Below are 18,950 nucleotides of genomic sequence, written 5' to 3'. Positions count from 1 at the left end.
TGTATTTAATTAATGTGTGTAATCTGCCCTTTTTGTGGAATTACCCTCATTATCTGATTTTCAGATGAAGTTTATAATGATTGTGCTGGGAGAAATTGCATGCCGGCCGGACTGCAATTTCCATCCATTTTAATTTGAAAGGGCTTTCAAAAAAGATTAAGGAGGCAAATGTGATGACAATGATTAGAAAATTTTTATGCTCTACTCTGGGGTTGATGTTAGTTGCTACCATTTTTACACTTACCTCGAATGCCCAATCTGGACTAGGTACTCCGGAAGGAACTCGCTTGGCACCAGCTACAATTCACACTTATCAACCATCAGTGCGCTATTCCAACTCGGCCAACTATACTCTGAAAGCGAACGGGGTGGTTATACCGGTTGTCAAAGGATTCAGTGACTATGACTATGCACATTTTTCCATGTCGGAAGGGCCTGTTACGTATGAATTAACGATTTTAAATACCGATAAAGTGCATGAATATTCCATAAGTCCAAAGAAGCTCGGTATACAAGCTGACAAGATAGAGGGAAAAACGATTACCTTCACAACACAATCTGACGAATACCTGATCGTAACGATGAATAATCGTCAAACGCGCATGGTCATTGCTGCAGATCCGATGGAGACTGATGTTCCCGCCTCAAGTGGGGACGGCATTTTTAATGTTACAACCGCACCATATCATGTGGTGACCTCAGGCACACCAGGATCCGGAGTATCCACAAGAACGGCTTCAATTCAGCAAGCGATTGATGATGCCAGCCAGTACGGTACTCTTCAAGGAGACGGTAGACAAGGCATTGTCTATATACCGGCCGGAACCTATTACATTGGCAATCTGGTATTGAAAAGTAATACAGCAGTCTATATGGAACCCGGAGCAACGTTCATTGGTACAGGTAAAACAGTTGATTATAAGGAGCACTGGTTTAAGGATTCCATGGGTAGGCCAGCTACCTGGTGGATCTCAACTGCTTTCCAATCCGAAAATATCCGGATATATGGGCGGGGGACGCTCGATGGAAACGGGCAAGCCTTGCACGATAATAAGACTACCAATGGTAAAGGAATGATCAATAATCTGGTTGTTCCAATTGCCACTTCCAATTTTGTCATGGATGGTATCCTTATAAGGGAATCATCGGGCTGGGCCGTTGTTACGGTTCGCTCTAATGATCTAACCTTCACGAATTTGAAATTGTTCAACAGTCTGGGAATGGGAGAGAATGACGGCATTGATATTTGCGACAAAATGTGTTATTCGAGGATACGATAGCGTGGACATTATGCTATGGGTACAAGATTGGTCAAGGCGTTATGCAGGATCAATCTAATATTGTATTCAGAAACGGAGTCGTTTATAAAGCCGCAGTGGGCTTCGCTATCCATCATAAATATGGGACCGGAATCGTCAGTGATGTGAGGTTTGAATCGATGGATGTCGAGGACATCAGTGGAAGTAACGAAGACAATAGTGCCTGGATGACCCTGTTCACGGTTAATGGTGGCAACCATGGAGTGGGACCCATTCGAGGAGTCACAGTGAAAGATATTATGGTGCGTGACGCAGGGGAAAGCTTTGCCAAGATTAAAGGATTGGAAGGAGCCATGATCTCTGATTTGACGTTTGAGAATGTCTATATGCCTGGTAGCAGTACCCCTGCACGTACGCTACAAGAGATGAATTTCCTAAATAAAGAGCATTACAGCGGAGTAACGATTAAGCCGGTTCAGAATAATGAGCCGCTTCCCTTAACTAATTTGGCGCTCCATCGTCCAGCGGTAGCTTCATCCAATGACGGGGTTGAGAACACCGCACCTTATGTGACCGACGGAAACTTAACAACCCGCTTTGGTTCAAAGCGCGGAGTGGACCCAGGCTGGATTTATGTGGATCTTGGAGAAACCAAAAAGATCAATGAAGTCAGGTTGTACTGGGAGGCTGCTTACGGTAAAAGTTATCGCATACAGGTAACTGACGATCCAAACCAGGAGGCGAATTGGAGGGACGTTTATAGCACCACAAACGGCAAAGGTGGTTTAGAGAGGATTACTTTTAACGAAGTGGAAGCTCGTTATGTTCGTATGTACGGAACCGCCCGGGCAACGATTTATGGGTATTCAATTTGGGAATTTGAGGTATACGGACCGGCGCAATAATTCCTATAGTTATGATTAATAACCTTGGTCGTTTAGTTTCTTCTGAAATCGATCCTGGCCATGTGTAGGCAAATCCCACGCTGTGAATGACTGCTCTACATGCTGGTTGCTTCAGGAGGTTAAGTCGCTTCGAGATGTGAATTTAGGTTAAGTTAATACAAGTCTGAAATCATATTGGCATTAAGCTAACGGGAAACGTTAGTCGAACAAAGCGAGATTAAAGAAAGGGCCATCCTGCAAAAGGATGGCCCAAAAACTTGCCGTTACAGATAGCACGGTGTGTGTATCGCACATACTGATACAGCGGAGAGTTGAGTTGAGAGTAGAAGCCACCACATGTGGAGTGTCTAATATGGATGATATTGAAAATGGACTTGGAGGCTTCATGTTCTAATTAATGAAGCTCCAGAAAATCCCTAGAGCAGTAAATCATTGACGATTGCGCTTGTACGACAGGGCGAACAGGAGGCCGCCAAACGTGACGAGCGCAATAAATATCAGCATCATATTGCTGTAAAGCGCGGCTGCTTGACTGGTTACGGTCGCGATTAGGGGGGAGTTTAGCCACGACTTCGTCAGCAGTCCGCCCACACCGGCAATGCCAATACCTTCGGCAAGGAAACAGGCGAAGTTGAGCATGCCCATTCCGGAACCTGCTTCATCCGGCTCGAGCGTCTTGGCGACACTTGCCGAAATGACAGTTTTTACAAACGAAAGACCTCCAAACGTCAGGATCATCGAACCTGTAATAAGCCAAGGCGCTCGATCCGTATAGAAGAGTACGATCAGAAAACCGGCGACAATCATGCCAAGCCCGGACAACATCCCTACAATATGGCCCCGGCGGTCAGCCAGCATCCCGCCGAGCATCCCGAACAAGATGACACTTAATGTGCCCGGGAACAGAATGGCGCTTCCGATGAGGCCGGTCGGCATATGGTACACCGCTCTCATCAAATAAGGCACCATGGAAAAGAAACCGGCGACCGTGCCGAGCAGCAAGGCACCGGTGAGCACACCAGCAATATACCTTTTCTTCCGAAATAGGAACGGTTCCAGAAACGGTGCCTGTTGCCGGCGGATATGAAGAGCGAGAAGCCCGAACAGAACTAGACTCGCAGTGAGGTAAATCCAATGGTAAAGCGTCGTGAACAGCGCAAACGAGAGAATGCCGACGGATAGCAGAATGGCCCCGGTAATATCGAATGATTTTCTTTCCGAAGTCTCGTCGGGCAGAGTCCGTAGTACGAAAGGAAGGGCTAGCAGCGACAGCAAGGGCAGTGCGAATAACAAGGACCAATGAATATAGTCGGAAATCGCACCTCCGATGACCGGGCCGATCCCCTCGCCAAATGCAACCACAGAGCCAATCAGGCCGAACGCCTTGCCCTGTTTTCCCGGTTCGACAATCTTGACGATGATCACCATAATAAGCGATGGAACTGCCGAAGCGCCAACTCCCTGAAAAAAACGCGCGATCAGAACGCCCGGATACCAGGTATGACACAATAGGCCGGCAATCGAACCGAAACCGTAGATCAGAATACCGAATAACAGCAACTTCCTCATACCTATATGTTCCGATATCTTGCCGTACACAGCGATGCCAATGGCGAAGGATAGCGAGAAGCAGGTATTGGTCCAATTTGCCGCCGACGGTGGAATATCAAAATAAGCGGCAATATCCGGCAATGTTACGTTAAACATGGTTTCGTTCATAACGCTGAAAAACGTTAAAATGCTCAGCCAAAGGATGAATCGTGACGCGTGAACTTCATTTCGATGTAGCACTTGCATATAACCCCTTTAAGATGAAGGGGAATCGCAGTTTATAGGGTCAATTATGCGTCTTCCCCTAAATGTTGTACCCTTACAGAATTGTTTTGCCGCATGATATAAATACGCCTCCAAATATGTGAAATTTAAAAATAAATCAATACAATTTTATCATATCCTGTTAAAAGAAGTAAGGAGAAGATTAGTTGAAAGAATAAATCATCAACACATCGAAGATATTTCTCATATATATGGTTTTGCAAATTCCTATAAGGCGAAAAGAGTATTGTATTATTCAATAGATTCGATGAAAATAATACACTAATTAATGCATTTAGTTCGGAAATTAGTAACTCTTATGCTGAAATTGAGGATGAGGAAAAGAATAGATAGAGACATAGTATATAGAGGTAAACAGAGGCGGTTAGATGTTGGAAAAGCAAAATAATAGGCATATATCTAATCAATTTTCGTCCACTTATTCATTAAGCTAACGGGCAATTTAGCCCAAAGGTATGATAAATGTGTAGGGACTTTTCATAAAGGGAACGCATGGATACTGTGGTTACATTTGAGGGAATTAGCCAGATTTGTAGTGAGTTCTTGGTAAAAGCAATGAACCTACGAATTTTTCCGTCCAAGTCACGATATTGATTTAATTACGATATGAGACTATAGGAGGAACGCCGGTGGACCTTAACAGGTGACCGGCGTTTTCACTTATTTTCTCGGCATTTTGCTCTCATCCATGTAAAGCAGGTTCCAGCGGTGACCGTCCAGGTCGGCAAATCCTGCACCGTACATCCAGCCGTCGATTTCACTCGGTTTGCCAAAGATGTTTCCTCCGGCAAACTCCACTTTTTGAATGAAGGCATCTACTTCTTCTTTGCTCTCAGCACCAATGGAAAATATTACTTCTGCGCTATGGGAAGTATCTGCTGTTTTTGAACCTGTAAATTTTTCAAACGCTGACTCCGGGAATAGCAGAATCGTTGTTTGACCTATGGAAAGCTTTGCTCTCTCGTTACCAACGCTCACCGCATGGAATCCAATCTCATTGAAAAAGGCAGTTGACCTCTCAACATCTTTGACTGGCAGGTTAATCCAGATATCCTGTGGCATGGTTGTAACCTCCTGGAATATATTTTTTACTACGCCTACTATACTCTACTTCTGGAAGCAGAAGCGAATTTTATAAAAGAGATCTGTAAGTATTCGTTCAAAATTTCCCTTTATGTCTATGCGCCTTATCCATTAGAATAGAAATTATAGATAGAGAGGTGTTAAAATGCTTTCGCATCGATTGCTTATTCACGATACAATTATTAAATTATTGCCTCACATTAATACAGAACAGAATCTGCTTTTCTATAGTTATTTAACTCAACGTAAGGATAAGGCCCAATATATTTGTCAATTTTTTAATAGCCAACTTACAGCCGTATTAGCTTATTTTAGCGAACTATCCTTTCCTGCATTTTCTTTCTTCCGAGTTGAAGATCGTGATATCTTTTTTCCAGAACTAATTGCTTTTACAAGAGAAACTATCAAACTTGACGAAAGTGCTGTATGTGGCACGATACTCTGTCAACGGGACCTTGAACTTTTTCAATCCTTCGGTCTCATCAAAGGAATTCCTCAACGTTTTTTAACTATGAAACATCAGGATGAATCGAAACTCCTTGAATCTAACATTGCAAAAAAGATAAATGAAAATGATTATTCTAAGGTAATTGATTTTTTACATAGTGGGGAAATGAGGTTTTTCACAAGGAGTGAGTTAGAGGATTATCCTTTTCTTGGAATTAAGGAAGGGGAAGATTTCATAGCTGTAGGAGGCTACCATTTTTATGACCCTCAGCTAGTAGAGCTTGGGAACATTGTTACCAGGTTAGATTACAGAGGAAGAGGATTTAAGTGAATTGACACACCTCGGTAAAAAAAATTCACCAGATGTCTATCTGGGCGTATTAGCAAATAACTTACCTGCTGTTCGCTTATATGAAGGCTTGGGGTATCAAACAACAATGGAACTTTCTATTGTCAATTTTACTTTATCTAAGACAAAAATTTAGTCCCATTTAAAGTCGCTATTTTAGCGGCTTTTTTGTTTTATCGGTATAAGCATTTAAAGGAATGGGCTTCTTTTGCCTTATGTCAGCGTTTTCTTTATCCCGTATGTAAAAACATTTAATCTATAACATGCTAATTGTGGTCTGGATTCAGTATAGCCTGTTCTAAAAAAACGAATGAATACTTAATATCATCTCAATATAGTTCGTAAACAACTGTGAACAATACGTTAATTCGTTGACAATGAGTGTTATATTTATTAAAATTCGAAAGGGGCATCAGGGTAAAGCAGATATGAGTATCCTTATCATTGGTTTAGAATCTTAGCTTTTTAATCCTAATGACGAATATAGGAGCGATAATATTACAATCCTATTACGATGATTAGGATTTTTTTTGTTTTTAGCTTTGGTGAATAATTTGAAGGTTGGAGGCTGGCTTTAATCATGGACAATTGGTTCAAACTAAAAGAAAGAGGCACGACTGTTTCAACAGAGATCATCGCAGGGATCACGACATTCTTCACGATGGTATACATAGTTATCGTAAACCCAGGAATACTCAGCAGCACAGGGATGGACTTTAACGGAGTATTCATTGCTACGGTGTTGGCAAGTATTGTGGCGACGCTGATTATGGGAATCGGGTCCAATTATCCGATTGTCATAGCGCCTGGTATGGGTCTGAATGCATTCTTTGCCTATAGTGTAGTTGCTGGATATGGTGTATCTTGGCAGGTTGCACTAGGAGCGGTATTTATAGCAGGGCTTTTGTTTATTATTTTATCGCTTACTTCATTTCGTTACATGCTGCTTGATGCCATTCCTGCGAGCCTTAAGCACGCGATAACAGCAGGTATCGGATTGTTTATTACAACGGTAGGTCTGCAAAATGCCGGGATTATTGCCGATTCAGAATCGAATTTGATTACGATCGGGAACTTGGCAGAGCCTATGACTTACCTGACCATTATCGGTTTGATTATCACTGTTGTGCTTATGGCTTACAATGTAAAAGGTTATCTGTTCATCGGAATGGTGGTAACAGCGATACTTGCCTGGATTATGGGACTATTTCAAATGCCGGAATCGATTGTATCCATGCCGCAAGGCCTCACAACAACGGCCTTCCAACTGGATTTGGCAGGCGTTTTCTCTAATGGCTTGTATACCATCATATTTACTTTCCTGTTGATCACACTGTTTGATACGACGGGGACGATGCTCGGAGTTGCTGAACAAGCAGGACTTCTGAAGGAAGGTAAATTTCCGCGCTCACGCGGCGCCCTATTGGCTGATGCCGTAGGGACTACCACTGGCGCTTTGCTCGGAACGAGCCCAACATCGGCTTATATCGAGTCCAGCACAGGGGTGGCTGCAGGAGGAAGAACAGGACTGACGGCGGTAACGGTAAGTGTACTGCTTGCTCTTACTTTGTTCTTTACACCTATCGTAAGTGTGATATCAGGTATCCCGGCGATCACTTCTCCGGCACTGATTATTGTTGGTTACTTTATGATTAGCGTAATCAGCAAAATCAATTGGAAGGATCTCGAAGAAACATTTCCTGCTTTCTTGATAATCATACTTACTCCGTTGACGCACAGTATTGCGACAGGCATCGGCGTAGGCTTCATTTTCTATCCGGTACTCAAGCTGCTTCGCGGAAAGGGCAAGGATGTTCATCCGATATTCTACATTTTTGCGGTATTGTTCTTCATTCAGCTTGTATTCCTGGATCACTGAGAGAAACGCTTTAATAAAAAGGAGAACTGCTTGTATACAGCCAGTTCTCCTTTTTTATATCACACTTAGACTCAACGTAATCTATTCATGCCATTTACGGGTAGCACATGATTTCGGGGAATGAACAAACCGGATCCGTAAACGAACAGTGATGAAGAAATGGGCATCACCACAGAAAATGTTCCCGCGACCTGTTACCCAACAGGATATGCGATAGGCTCCGCTTGGAACACGGAATTGTTGCTCGGGCCAGGAGTAAACATCTGCCCGCCCCTTGAATTCTGGGCTTTTGGCAAACCGGTCAATCACGGCCATCGACGAAATCGATTCCGGCTGCAGCGGGAGAATGGCGTTTTCGTTTTTCAGAAGCACAATGCTTTCGGCTGCCGCTTTACGTGCGTGTTGATCAAAGACATCAGTAAGGTCCATCACCATATCAGCTTCGACCAACTGCCTCAATTGTGATGGATTAACACTAAACACGCAGGAAGATCGTTCGATGCTATAGCCAAATTCAATTTGGTATCGTACTCATCGCTGACCCAGTCAGTTTTGACATCAATATTAAACTACTCTTGTTATCGCCTAATCCACATATTGTTTGTAACACCATCACCTTTTGGATATTTCGCAGAAGTGTATTCAGATGTTACGGTGTGAATTGGTTTTTGTTCCCGCCTCGTTGGTGCCAGAGTGCTTGAAATGCTATGGAGTATTTATTTTGTAGACGCTACATTTCAACGTATAACTATTCATATTACTATACCAGTATATAGGGGTTAACCATGCCTTTTAAGGGTTATGAGGCGCGAAATAGAGGTGTTAAAATCGATGTTTTACAACGAGGTTTATTGTGTTAATCTGTATTTGTTGATTCGAATCTAACATTTCTGGACACTGAACTTCATGAACAATTAGAACGAGAATAATGGAGGCAGCTTTAACCATTGAATAACACGGGATTCCCATCTTTTTTTTTGAGGATACTCATCTCATACCTGAACTTCATTCGCCGTACGTTACTGGAGTGCAGCCAACGGAATAATGATCACAGCAAGGCAGAAAAGTGTATATTTCACTGCATAGTTCAGCTAACAACATGATTAGCGTTATATTTGAAAGAATGGCATTTCACCATATCCTTAGAAAGGCAGTTTTACTACTTTCATTGGAGAAGGAGAGACCTCAAACCGAAGAGTGATATTGGCTTCGTTAGCATCAGTAACATTTTTAACATTTTTTAAAGATCAAAAAGAAGGATGTCAACTGTAATGAAAAATCGAATGAATTATCGTTTTGCGAACGAAAGTATTCCCAAGCTAATTTTTTGGTTAGCTACTCCTGCCGTCATAGCTCAGTTGATTAATGCTATGTATAGTGTAGTTGATCGGATGTTCCTCGGCAGAATGGAAGAGAGTGGAACGCTAGCCTTATCGGCTATAGGTGTGTCTTTTCCGATAATTATGTTGATTTCAGCTTTTGCAGCTTTATTTGGAACCGGTGGAGCTCCTCTAGCTTCTATAAAAATGGGCGAAGGAGAACATAAAAAAGCGGAAGAATTACTAGGTAGTTGTTTTTCTATGCTACTAATGGCATCTATAATAATAACAACTGTGTTTCTTCTCTTTAAGTCACCATTCTTAACACTATTTGGTGCAAGCCATGAAACATTGCCGTTCGCCAATGATTTTCTAGACATTTACCTTTTTGGTACATTGGGAGTACTCATTTCTCTGGGATTGAATCCATTTATTGCAGCACAAGGATATGCTAAAACGGCCATGCTCACAGTATGTGTTGGTGCGGTTGTGAACATCATCCTCGACGCCATTTTTATTTTTGGGATGAATTTGGGCATTAAGGGTGCAGCTTGGGCTACTGTTATTGCACAATTTATTTCGGCGATTTGGGTTTTAGGCTTTTTAACGTCCAAACGTGCCTATTTGCGCTTACGCTTATCCAATATGCGCATCAACCTTAAACAAGCGACAAGCGTTCTTATGTTGGGGCTTTCTCCATTCATTATGTTGTCGACGGAAAGTTTAATTCAAATTGTATTTAACACGTCTCTTGCTAGATATGGTGGTGATATGTATGTTGCGGCTATGGGGATTTTGGGAACACTGATGCAAATATTTGGGCTGATGCTATCCAGTTTTGCACAGGGCGCACAACCAATCATTAGCTATAACTACGGAGCTCGAGATTTTTCACGAGTGAAATCCACAATTTTATATTGTAGTATTATTTGCGCTACTATAGGCTTCTTGATGTGGGGCATAGCCATTTTTATACCGCAGCTACCCATTAACATGTTTACCACTGATCTAGAGCTTATTGTATTGACGGCTAGACTAATGAAAATATTTTTCTTGGGAACGTGTATTTATGGTATACAATTAGCCTTTCAACAGGTCTTTATTGCTTTGGGACAAGCTAGAGTTTCTATATTCATCGCGATTTTGCGAAAAATTATTCTGCTTATTCCATTAGTACTCTTGCTCCCTAATTTTATTAGCCCGAAAACTGATGCAGTTATTATTGCTGAGCCCATTGCAGATTTATGTGCTGCACTTACTTGCTGTGTTTTATTTGGAGTTACCATCAAAAAGCTTTTAAAAGATAAATCGACGTCAATAAATAAAAATTGAAGAGCAATCGAGTGATGCTATGGAGTATATATTCGGATAAAGAGGTGTGCTATTTGATTTGTACCGAGCTAATTGAGTCATACAAAAGCGAAGACATGACGGCTTTGGGTGGCTCAACGCGCGCGAGTGGCTCGATTTGGTAGGTATGCATTTTGTCCATCACCTGCGCCAAAAGGACGAACTGGTACAAAAGCTTGTGTTTTAAATTAATCTGAATGTGAAGGGGTGTACGTATGAAGAATTTAGGTTCCATGAATGTTGATGTGATTACCTTGTTTGTGGAGGATTTGCAAAGGGTGAGGGCGTTCTATCAAGAAGTATTTGGTGTTTACGCCGTATATGAAGACGATGTGTCTGCGGTATTCAACTTCGGAAATATGAGCATTAACCTCCTGAATATTTCCGAGGCGTACGGTCTGATCCATCCTGGGACAGTCGCAAGCCGAGAATCCGGATCTCGTTTCCAGTTTACCATTCGGGTGGGTGATGTAGATGAAGTATGTAAGGAATTAAATATACGAGGCGTTGCTCTACTTCATGGTCCAGTGGACCGTCCGTGGGGTGTACGCACTGCTACCTTCACAGATCCGGCAGGACATGTCTGGGAGATTGCGCAGCAATTGGCATAGATATTAAGTTTGCGCATTGAACTAACGAGAAACGCTAGTTGAATCCATAGTCTAAAACCTCCTATTAGAGGCAAACTAGAATTAATTGCTCTAGTAGCTGCCGAATTGGAGAGGTCGAGAGGTTAAACATTGAGGATCTGAACTGGGAGAACTGCTCTGCCATTGTAAACGGGAAGGGTTTAAAGCAAAGAGAAGTTTTCTTCACCACGGAGTGTAAAGTAGAGAGGGAAATACACCACAGACTCATATTATTTATGCAAGAAAATGAAAAATCAGGGGATTGACTTAATAGACTGTAGTTCAGGCGGGTAATAACTGTACCAAATAAAGGATAGGAGAGATCTCAATGAAGGCTGTACAAATTTCTCGTATTCCAAAACACTATATGCCCAATTCCCTCGTTTCACTGTGTGCCTCATCTTCCTTTTTGCGACAAATATACACAAAAACAGGAGAGAGGCTGAAGGGCTCAAATTGAATTTTCTCAATATCGAATAGCTCAGCCAACCGTTTCTTCATATGAAGTGAGTGCTGGTATAACACTAACATGCCTCCAGGTCGGAGCGCTGTATTGATCTGCGACAGGAGGTATTGTCTCATTTCTCTGGAAAAATTAAAAAACGGTAGTCCGCAAATGATGCAATCCAACTGATGAACATGTTCTTGATTGATCCTTTTCAATAAATAGGACGCATTCGAATGGAACATGAATTCAGGATATTTTTTCTTCAGATTACTTCTCATTTTTGGGTCTCTCTCAAATAAAAACACGGTTGCAGATTTCGGTAAGTGTGCTCTCATGAGACGTGTGATGGCACCTGTACCTGGACCCAACTCTGCAACGGTTCTAACTTCATCCCATCGTACAGACTGGACGATTTTATTGGCCAGAAATTTTGAACTGGGCAGGACACTTCCTACTCGTTTGGGGTTCTTCAGAAATCCTTGCAGGAAAAGAAGAGGTTCGGATGTTTTCAATGCTGTATCCTCCATTGTTGAATTCACTGATGTTTTACTGGATGTTGTTGGAAGGCAGGCTTAACTGGAACGTAAATACGTTATGCGTATGTTGTAGTATCAAGGCACCCCGATGTAACTCCGCAATATTTCTTGCAATCGAAAGACCCAGACCAGACCCCGTTTGAATGCCTTCGCTGCTTCTTGAATAATCCACCTTGTAAAAACGATCAAACAGTTTATCCTTTTGCTCTATTGTGAGCGGCATACCTTTATTTTCGACTTCAATGGTAATGTGTTCTTGACGCATACTCATTCGAATGTGGATTATACCAGGTTTGAAGGAATACTTTAGGGCATTCATGAGAAGATTATCGATGGCCCGAGCAATCTTATCACTATCCACGCAGGCTATGATTGGGGCATCGCCGATCTCTTTTTCAATGTGAATACCATTCTCCTGAGCTAAAGGTTCAAATTCAAACAGTAACTGATTCAAGAGTTGATATAGGTCAACCTTTTTCATATCCAATTGGGTATCTACTGAGGTTAAACGCGTGTATTCAAATAAATCATCGAGCAACTTCTTCAAATGCGTTGCTTTGTTATAGGTATTCTGAATAAACCGGTCATACTCTGCTTTGTCTTGAAAGGATTCTGTTCTAAGAAGCTCAATATACCCAATTATGCTGGTAAGCGGTGTGCGCAGGTCATGTGAGATGCCCGTAATCATATCCATCTTGGATTTCTCCAACTCGCGCTCCTTGATGATCTGCATCTGCAACTGTTCAGTCATGTGATTGATGTTGGAAGCGACTCGTCCAAGTTCATCTTGTCGATTGACGGGTACACGGTAGTCCAGGTTGCCCTCAGATATGAGTTGAAGTCCTTGCTCCAAGTGAATGATATCTTTAACCATTCGCCGAGTTAAAAATAGAAAGGTTAAGATAAAAGTTAATATGAAAATTGGAGTAATAACATACGGAAGCGAGTTGCGGAACCAGGCCTGCTCCCAAGCTTTAAAAACATCTATAGAAAGGAAAATGAGCATATTATTAAAGCCAGCTGCAACAATGGTACTCAAAATAATTCGGATCAAAATGTTAACCTGAATTTTTTTCTTTCGATTTCGATGTGATGGGTTAGATAAATCAGTCAATTTTATAGCCCACTCCCCATACCGTTTTAATATACTGAGGTTCTCGTGGATTCACTTCCAGTTTCTCTCGTAGATTACGAATATGGACCATCACCGTGTTATCCGAATATCCATAAGGCTCTTTCCATACGGTTTCGTAAATCTTCTCGGAGCTAAATACTTGTCCAGGATGGCTGGCAAGCAACACCAGAATAGAAAACTCCAGTGGTGTAAGCGAAATGTCATTCTCTTTTAGCTTCACGGAATGTTTACTTGTATCAATGACAAGGTCCTTGATCAGGATAAGTGAATTGAATTCTGCTTTTCCAATCAATGTTTGACGTCGTAGCTGAGCCTTAACGCGGGCTAGTAACTCTAACGGATTAAACGGTTTGACCATATAATCGTCAGCCCCGGTAGTCAGGCCTGTGATTTTATCTATGTCCTCCTCCTTAGCGGATAACATAATAATGGGAGTGGTTGATACTTCTCTTATTTTGAAGCAGGCTTTGATCCCGTCCATAATGGGCATCATAACATCCAGAATAACGAGCTGGACTGATGTTGTTTTGATAATATTTAGTGCTTCTTCACCATTGGCTGCTTCAATGACGTGATATCCTTCGTTACGTAAATAGACATGAATGACATCACGGATATCGGGTTCATCATCAACAACGAGAATGGTATTCATCATTCAACACTCCTTTTATGACCTGTTATATATAAATAAATTACTAATCCTTATAAAGAGGATAACATCAGTGTAAACGATAGCCCAGAATGTTTAAATTGTTTCCTTTTTGCGACAGACATAAACGAACGCAGGAGGGATATTCAAAGGCACTAGTTCAACTTTTTCGATGATAAAGTGCTCGGATAATGTTTTTTTCATTTGAAGTGAGTATTGAAAGGCGATGAATAACCCCCCAGGTTTGAGTGCCTTATGGATCTGGTCTACCAAAGTATTTCTCAATTCAGCCTCGAAGTTGAAGAAAGGCAACCCGCTAAAAATATAATCCAGTTGCTGAATGCCCTCTTGATTCATGGATTCTACTAATCGAGCGGCATCTGGATAACAGGAGAATTCCGGGTATGTGGTCTGCAGATTATCCCTCATCGTCTCGTTCATCTCAAACAATAACACTTTGGTCCAATCTTTTGCCTGTTGATGAATATAACGAGTGATGGCACCTGTACCCGAACCGAGTTCGGCGACTGCTTTTACTTCTAGCCAAGGAGCTTGGTTCACCATTTTGTTAGCGAGAAACCGGGAACTGGGTATGATGCTGCCAACATGTTTAGGGCTTTGAAGAAAGCTTTTCAGAAATAAAATAGGTTCATTGGAATTCATTTTTGTGGTTCCTCCATATATGTGATGGTATGTTATCAAAACCAGTAGAAATGTAATAAATGAAGCGTAGATAGAATGGACCGCCGAAGTAGGTTACCGCTAGAATACAGAAGTATGTGATCCATGAATTGATAACACCCGTGTGGCTCAAAATGGCACCGCTGATCATCGTGATCTCATTCGGAATTGGAATTCCGAATGGCCCTAACGAGAAGGCAAAATAAAAAATCAGATTTCCATACTGATGAAGTAACTCTAAGATTGTATTACTGATCATTGTTTTGCCTCCTCTCGTGTCGATACAGAAATCATAATGAAAAAAACTAAGGAATTAATGAGCATATTTCTGAAGAAAATCTAAAGAATACATAAGCAAAGCCAAATAACTACGTTCAAGACAAAAAGCCTTACCAACTTACTGGCAAGACTTGATAAAGTGGATATATTCTGGAGCGGTGATCAAGTGGCACAGTCAAAATAATAATGTTGTTCGTGTGATTTAATGTTAACGTACCACCTTGCAGCTTAATCATATTTCTGGATATATGAAGGCCCATTGCAGTTCTGGTATATTTCTGATGCATGGCGGGATGATCTATGCTGCTGTTTACGAACGATCCATAGAGTTACTGTTTTCATCAGGATGGGAGGAGAGATCACCTTCTACCCCAATGACGAGCTATCTGTGATCTGCTTTGAAGATCAGGGGAATGACGCCTGACTGAGCGGAAGCGTAAATATGAAGGTCATGAGAAAGGCAATCAGAAAACTGAAACTAGAACTGATAAGGATATGGAAACGAATACTATGTTCGCGGTAACGGATTTATCAATGTATCCATATTAGTGATAAACTCTGAAGAACTTGAAAGGGATTTTCTAGATATCTTTTTTAATATAGACAGCGCGCTCAATCACCATTAAAATTATAATAATGAAAATATTTCCATAATAAAGGAGGGGAACATGGTGGAACTTTTTTACGAAATCGAAGGGAATGGAGTCCCGATTGTCATGATTCACTCGGGAGGCGTCGACTCAAGGGTGTGGAGGTTTATGGTGCCTGAACTGGCAAAATCATTCAAGATCATTACCTTCGATGGTCGAGGAACCGGCCGCTCTCCTGCTATACAAGAACCGACTTCACTCGTGGAGGATTTGCGCAAACTTCTCGAACATCTTGGACTAGATCGTGTCACACTTGTTGGCCATTCTATCGGTGGGCAAGTCGCGACTGATTTTACGTTATCATATCCTTCCATGGTTGAGCGGCTAGTGGTGATTGCCCCTTCATTAACGGGATTTGCGTATTCGCAAGAATTCACCAAATATATTGCATCGGTGAATGCGGCCGCTCCCGATATTTCAAAACTTGTGGAGTTGTCTTTAGCCGGACCCATCTATCGGGTTACGATGGCTAGCCCCCATCGGAGTTTTCTGAGTGAAATGCATGCTCACTACATGGCAAGGGTATTTACCGAGTGGAGAAGCTTTGAGGTCCTTTGGCCATAGCCGCCTTCGATTGAACGTTTAGAGAAAATTGCAGCAAGTACGTTATTTATACAAGGAACAATAGAATGGCCGGATATGTATAAGATCGCCGAGCACTTCAAGCGTGTACCTGCGATTAGGTTTGCCGAAATCAAAGGGGCCGATCATATGCTTGTCCTTACTCATGCGGAAAAACTAGCAAATAACATTCGACAGTTTTGTCACAGGTGAGAACCGGTACGAGAATACACCTTTGAAAGTCGCTATTTAAGCGGCTTTTTTGTTTTATCGGAACAAGTTCTTGTCCCGATTACCGGAGAACGTGAAGAGTTTAGCAGGGAGGAACAAAAGCTGTAAATTAAAAATACGTATCATTCTTGTTAAATGAATAGTATTTCCATTGAAAATTGCTGCCCTTGATCCATAATTTACAAGTTTGCTAGAAACTTTTTCCTAAACCAAGCGTCTAATAGTATGACTTTTTGAGAGGATAACAAATTACTTGGGAGCAGAAGGAGCCAAAGACAAAGCATGAATATGAAGAAGAAATTGTCCATTTTTACCGCTTTAGCCGTTTTTCAAGCATTTGCAGTCGGTTCTGTGAATGCGCAATCAGCACCGCAAGATGACACAGCGTCAGTAAATACAGCAAAAGTAGAATCGGTTGAGGTGCTGAAGAAAGAGCAGCCGATTGCAGAGAGTGAAGTGAAAACGGGTAGCAGTAACGCATCCAGCAGTACTCCGTCCACTAAAGTAAAAGAAAGCGGAACTTTGACAGGCACTGAGGCAACACCTAAAACAGATATCGAGAAACCCGCCATAGATGGGGGAGAGACGACTACAAACAAAACGAGTACGGGGTCTACTACGATTCAGGAAGGATCCACTGAGGATGTTGAAACGCCAGCTACGCCTGCTCAAATAGAGCAACCATCCATTGATGGAAATTCTGCCGTAGCAGCAGGCGGCAATCTGACGTTGTACATGAATAGCAACAAAATGGAGCAGGATGGGAAAACGTATCTTGCTGGTCAGCCAATGACTGTAAAGAACGGCGTATCCTATGTTGCGATCCGTGCACTGGTGGACCGTGTGGGATACGGGGTCAAATACGATAACAAAACCAAGGAAACCATCATCATCAGTGGTGATAATGAGCTCCGATTCAAAACCAACAGCACGGTCTATACCGTAAATGGAGAGTCCAGAACGATGAAAGGCCCTGCTTATCAGCAAAAAAATACGTTCATGGTGCCTTTAACTTCCATTACTCAAGCTCTGAACATCACCTATAAAGTGAATCAGTCTGCTAAAACGGTTGTGTTGAATCTCAATACTAAACCCGTTGCAAGCTTTGTGATTTCCCAAAAGGAAATTTTTGCGGGCGATAAGGTGGACTATGTGACTTCTTCCAGTTCTCCAAATGGATTGGATATCCTAGACGAACGCTGGACAGGTCGTCAGGAATCGTTTGATCAAGCGGGTACATATACGATTTCATATCAAGTACAGGATTCCAACGGTCAATGGAGCGATCCCTATTCGATGACGATTCAAGTTTTGAGTCCTAATCTTCCTCCTGTAGCCATGTTCACCACAGACAAGGAACAATATAAAATGGGCGAAAAAATAACATACATCGACCAAAGTACAGATGATGAAAACAGTATTGATAAAACGGTATGGGAAAACAATTCGCTGGCCTTCTTTGAACCCGGTCCCAAAACGGTGACACTCACCGTTACTGACAATCACGGCGCGACGAACACGTACTCCAAAGTTATAACCATAACCAATGAGACATTATATTCATTTTCCGATTTCAATTTACTCTTCACGCCGGTAGGACAGAAATTTACCTTTAACGGTGGCGAAGTAACTTCCATGGAAAAATTGCCTTATACCTACACGGATGAACCAAGTCTGCTGATCCGCAGTAACAGTCCTGAAACGGTTAATACGGAAGGCATCGTGTACAAAGAATCATCTTCGGGGCAGACCCGGTTCATGATTCACCACGTGAACAATACAGGAAAAAGAGTGAAAATGTATGTTATTGCAACCAATAACAACCCAAATCCGGTAGTATTCGAACAACAAAATATGGGCTTTGCTGGGCCTACACCGTATGCTACCGTAGCTGGGAAATTGTCGATTGATAAATGGTTCAAATCGATTCAGACCGGAGCCGATCAGAAGAAAGAGGTTATTCAACCTGGAGAAAGCAAACTGATTTTGACCGAACTAAATAAAACTCCGATGAAAGAAGGACAAGTGATCTCACTCTATTCGGATGCTTATAGTGATTATTCCCTGGACTATAACGTTATCCTGGTCGAAGAAAATAAAGATCCGTTCGAGGCTTTACCAATGCTGCCTGTGCTTGATCGTGACGGTGTGCACAACCGTGGAACGTACCCGAATGCGACTCGTATCATAACGTATGATCAGCAAGTGGGAGCCAAACCAGCTCGTCTGCCACTGGGTGATAACGCAAGCGATCCCAATCTGGTTGGAACAGATCCAATGGCTTACACAGACGCATCCAACGCGGGTAATTTTGGTGTATTGTACAAAATCACGTTGAGCAATGTGGCTCCACGTACGTTAATCTCATTTAACCCTCGTGGAGGGAAGTACTCAGGAGTTGCTCTAGTGAACAATCAGGTTGTATCCATTGCCGAAGGTAACGTTGCTGTTAGCAATTCAAGTGAACAAAGCGTTCTTTACCGCACAGGGGCATATGGAGAGAGCGTAACGATTCTTTTCTCTGCCGCGCCAGGAAGCAACCTGCCGGTCAATCTGCTATTTACACCGCTTCCATCGGAGAAATGATGTAGTTGTCTCTCATAAGCTAGAGCGGGAATGAATGATTGGGTTGGCGTATTAACTATTGAAAGAAGGACTCCTTAAGGAGTCTTTTCTTTTCACTGGGAATATGAGGATATAAGGAATGGATGCCGCTTAAAAAGC

Annotated in this window: 16 protein-coding genes; 8 read left to right on the top strand and 8 right to left on the bottom strand. The window is 42.1% G+C overall.

Going from position 1 to position 18,950, the window contains the following annotated elements; translation table 11 throughout:
• Window positions 1–173 precede the first annotated feature (173 nt).
• Both AC3ITG_RS17495 and AC3ITG_RS17490 read left to right on the top strand, forming a co-directional pair.
• Window positions 174–1,280 carry a glycosyl hydrolase family 28-related protein gene (locus AC3ITG_RS17495; RefSeq protein ID WP_489250818.1) on the top strand — a complete coding sequence of 369 codons (1,107 nt, stop codon included), beginning with the start codon at window positions 174–176 and terminating at the stop codon, window positions 1,278–1,280.
• A 41-nt stretch (window positions 1,281–1,321) separates the two neighbouring features.
• Window positions 1,322–2,164 (top strand): discoidin domain-containing protein, encoded by an 843-nt coding sequence (locus AC3ITG_RS17490; protein ID WP_489250817.1) that lies wholly within the window; start codon window positions 1,322–1,324, stop codon window positions 2,162–2,164.
• A gap of 429 nt (window positions 2,165–2,593) precedes the next feature.
• Here the strand turns inward: AC3ITG_RS17490 and AC3ITG_RS17485 are convergent, their stop codons facing one another.
• Together AC3ITG_RS17485 and AC3ITG_RS17480 are read right to left on the bottom strand one after the other, a co-directional pair.
• Window positions 2,594–3,961, bottom strand: coding sequence for an MFS transporter (locus AC3ITG_RS17485; RefSeq protein ID WP_489250816.1), 1,368 nt, complete (start codon window positions 3,959–3,961; stop codon window positions 2,594–2,596).
• 699 nt (window positions 3,962–4,660) lie between these two features.
• Complete coding sequence (locus tag AC3ITG_RS17480; RefSeq protein WP_413371767.1) at window positions 4,661–5,062, bottom strand: VOC family protein; 402 nt, start codon at window positions 5,060–5,062, stop codon at window positions 4,661–4,663.
• 166 nt (window positions 5,063–5,228) lie between these two features.
• On the opposite strand from AC3ITG_RS17480, the gene AC3ITG_RS17475 reads away from it, so the two are divergent.
• Together AC3ITG_RS17475 and AC3ITG_RS17470 are read left to right on the top strand one after the other, a co-directional pair.
• A complete protein-coding gene (locus AC3ITG_RS17475) occupies window positions 5,229–5,861 on the top strand; it encodes a GNAT family N-acetyltransferase (RefSeq protein ID WP_489250815.1) in 633 nt (210 codons plus the stop codon).
• Window positions 5,862–6,459: 598 nt separating this feature from the next.
• Window positions 6,460–7,758: an NCS2 family permease gene (locus AC3ITG_RS17470; protein ID WP_489250814.1), complete on the top strand. Its 1,299-nt coding sequence runs from the start codon at window positions 6,460–6,462 to the stop codon at window positions 7,756–7,758.
• 81 nt (window positions 7,759–7,839) lie between these two features.
• Here the strand turns inward: AC3ITG_RS17470 and AC3ITG_RS17465 are convergent, their stop codons facing one another.
• The gene (locus AC3ITG_RS17465) at window positions 7,840–8,241 is read right to left on the bottom strand and encodes a hypothetical protein (protein ID WP_489250813.1); all 402 of its coding nucleotides are present in this window, start codon (window positions 8,239–8,241) and stop codon (window positions 7,840–7,842) included.
• Window positions 8,242–9,029: 788 nt separating this feature from the next.
• On the opposite strand from AC3ITG_RS17465, the gene AC3ITG_RS17460 reads away from it, so the two are divergent.
• Entirely contained in the window at window positions 9,030–10,409 is a 1,380-nt protein-coding gene (locus AC3ITG_RS17460; protein WP_489250812.1) for an MATE family efflux transporter, read from the top strand.
• Window positions 10,410–10,642: 233 nt separating this feature from the next.
• Window positions 10,643–11,038, top strand: coding sequence for a VOC family protein (locus AC3ITG_RS17455; RefSeq protein WP_489250811.1), 396 nt, complete (start codon window positions 10,643–10,645; stop codon window positions 11,036–11,038).
• Between the two features lie 381 nt (window positions 11,039–11,419).
• Here AC3ITG_RS17455 and AC3ITG_RS17450 read toward each other — a convergent pair whose 3' ends face one another.
• The 5 genes from AC3ITG_RS17450 to AC3ITG_RS17430 all read right to left on the bottom strand — a co-directional run bounded on the left by AC3ITG_RS17450 (window position 11,420) and on the right by AC3ITG_RS17430 (window position 14,764).
• The gene (locus AC3ITG_RS17450; protein WP_489250810.1) at window positions 11,420–12,016 is read right to left on the bottom strand and encodes a class I SAM-dependent methyltransferase; all 597 of its coding nucleotides are present in this window, start codon (window positions 12,014–12,016) and stop codon (window positions 11,420–11,422) included.
• A gap of 34 nt (window positions 12,017–12,050) precedes the next feature.
• Window positions 12,051–13,094, bottom strand: coding sequence for a sensor histidine kinase (locus AC3ITG_RS17445; protein WP_489250809.1), 1,044 nt, complete (start codon window positions 13,092–13,094; stop codon window positions 12,051–12,053).
• A 52-nt stretch (window positions 13,095–13,146) separates the two neighbouring features.
• Window positions 13,147–13,830: a response regulator gene (locus AC3ITG_RS17440; protein ID WP_489250808.1), complete on the bottom strand. Its 684-nt coding sequence runs from the start codon at window positions 13,828–13,830 to the stop codon at window positions 13,147–13,149.
• Between the two features lie 90 nt (window positions 13,831–13,920).
• Entirely contained in the window at window positions 13,921–14,487 is a 567-nt protein-coding gene (locus tag AC3ITG_RS17435) for a class I SAM-dependent methyltransferase (protein ID WP_489250807.1), read from the bottom strand.
• Window positions 14,474–14,764, bottom strand: a complete 291-nt coding sequence (locus AC3ITG_RS17430) for a hypothetical protein (protein ID WP_489250806.1) — start codon at window positions 14,762–14,764, stop codon at window positions 14,474–14,476. The genes AC3ITG_RS17435 and AC3ITG_RS17430 overlap by 14 nt, the downstream gene beginning before the upstream one ends.
• Before the next feature lie 688 nt (window positions 14,765–15,452).
• Between AC3ITG_RS17430 and AC3ITG_RS17425 the strand changes: the two genes are divergently transcribed.
• Together AC3ITG_RS17425 and AC3ITG_RS17420 are read left to right on the top strand one after the other, a co-directional pair.
• A complete protein-coding gene (locus AC3ITG_RS17425; RefSeq protein WP_489250805.1) occupies window positions 15,453–15,998 on the top strand; it encodes an alpha/beta fold hydrolase in 546 nt (181 codons plus the stop codon).
• 510 nt (window positions 15,999–16,508) lie between these two features.
• Window positions 16,509–18,812, top strand: coding sequence for a copper amine oxidase N-terminal domain-containing protein (locus AC3ITG_RS17420; RefSeq protein ID WP_489250804.1), 2,304 nt, complete (start codon window positions 16,509–16,511; stop codon window positions 18,810–18,812).
• Window positions 18,813–18,950: the final 138 nt, after the last annotated feature.

It is taken from the genome of Paenibacillus sp. GL_099_B (assembly GCF_057835695.1).
This window is presented reverse-complemented; position numbering and strand designations above follow the sequence as displayed.

Coding starts and splice junctions, on each gene's coding strand:
- AC3ITG_RS17495 (WP_489250818.1), top strand. CDS start 174: ATGACAATGATTAGAAAATTTTTATGCTCTACTCTGGGGTTGATGTTA.
- AC3ITG_RS17490 (WP_489250817.1), top strand. CDS start 1,322: ATGCAGGATCAATCTAATATTGTATTCAGAAACGGAGTCGTTTATAAA.
- AC3ITG_RS17485 (WP_489250816.1), bottom strand. CDS start 3,961: ATGCAAGTGCTACATCGAAATGAAGTTCACGCGTCACGATTCATCCTT.
- AC3ITG_RS17480 (WP_413371767.1), bottom strand. CDS start 5,062: ATGCCACAGGATATCTGGATTAACCTGCCAGTCAAAGATGTTGAGAGG.
- AC3ITG_RS17475 (WP_489250815.1), top strand. CDS start 5,229: ATGCTTTCGCATCGATTGCTTATTCACGATACAATTATTAAATTATTG.
- AC3ITG_RS17470 (WP_489250814.1), top strand. CDS start 6,460: ATGGACAATTGGTTCAAACTAAAAGAAAGAGGCACGACTGTTTCAACA.
- AC3ITG_RS17460 (WP_489250812.1), top strand. CDS start 9,030: ATGAAAAATCGAATGAATTATCGTTTTGCGAACGAAAGTATTCCCAAG.
- AC3ITG_RS17455 (WP_489250811.1), top strand. CDS start 10,643: ATGAAGAATTTAGGTTCCATGAATGTTGATGTGATTACCTTGTTTGTG.
- AC3ITG_RS17440 (WP_489250808.1), bottom strand. CDS start 13,830: ATGATGAATACCATTCTCGTTGTTGATGATGAACCCGATATCCGTGAT.
- AC3ITG_RS17435 (WP_489250807.1), bottom strand. CDS start 14,487: ATGAATTCCAATGAACCTATTTTATTTCTGAAAAGCTTTCTTCAAAGC.
- AC3ITG_RS17430 (WP_489250806.1), bottom strand. CDS start 14,764: ATGATCAGTAATACAATCTTAGAGTTACTTCATCAGTATGGAAATCTG.
- AC3ITG_RS17425 (WP_489250805.1), top strand. CDS start 15,453: ATGGTGGAACTTTTTTACGAAATCGAAGGGAATGGAGTCCCGATTGTC.
- AC3ITG_RS17420 (WP_489250804.1), top strand. CDS start 16,509: ATGAATATGAAGAAGAAATTGTCCATTTTTACCGCTTTAGCCGTTTTT.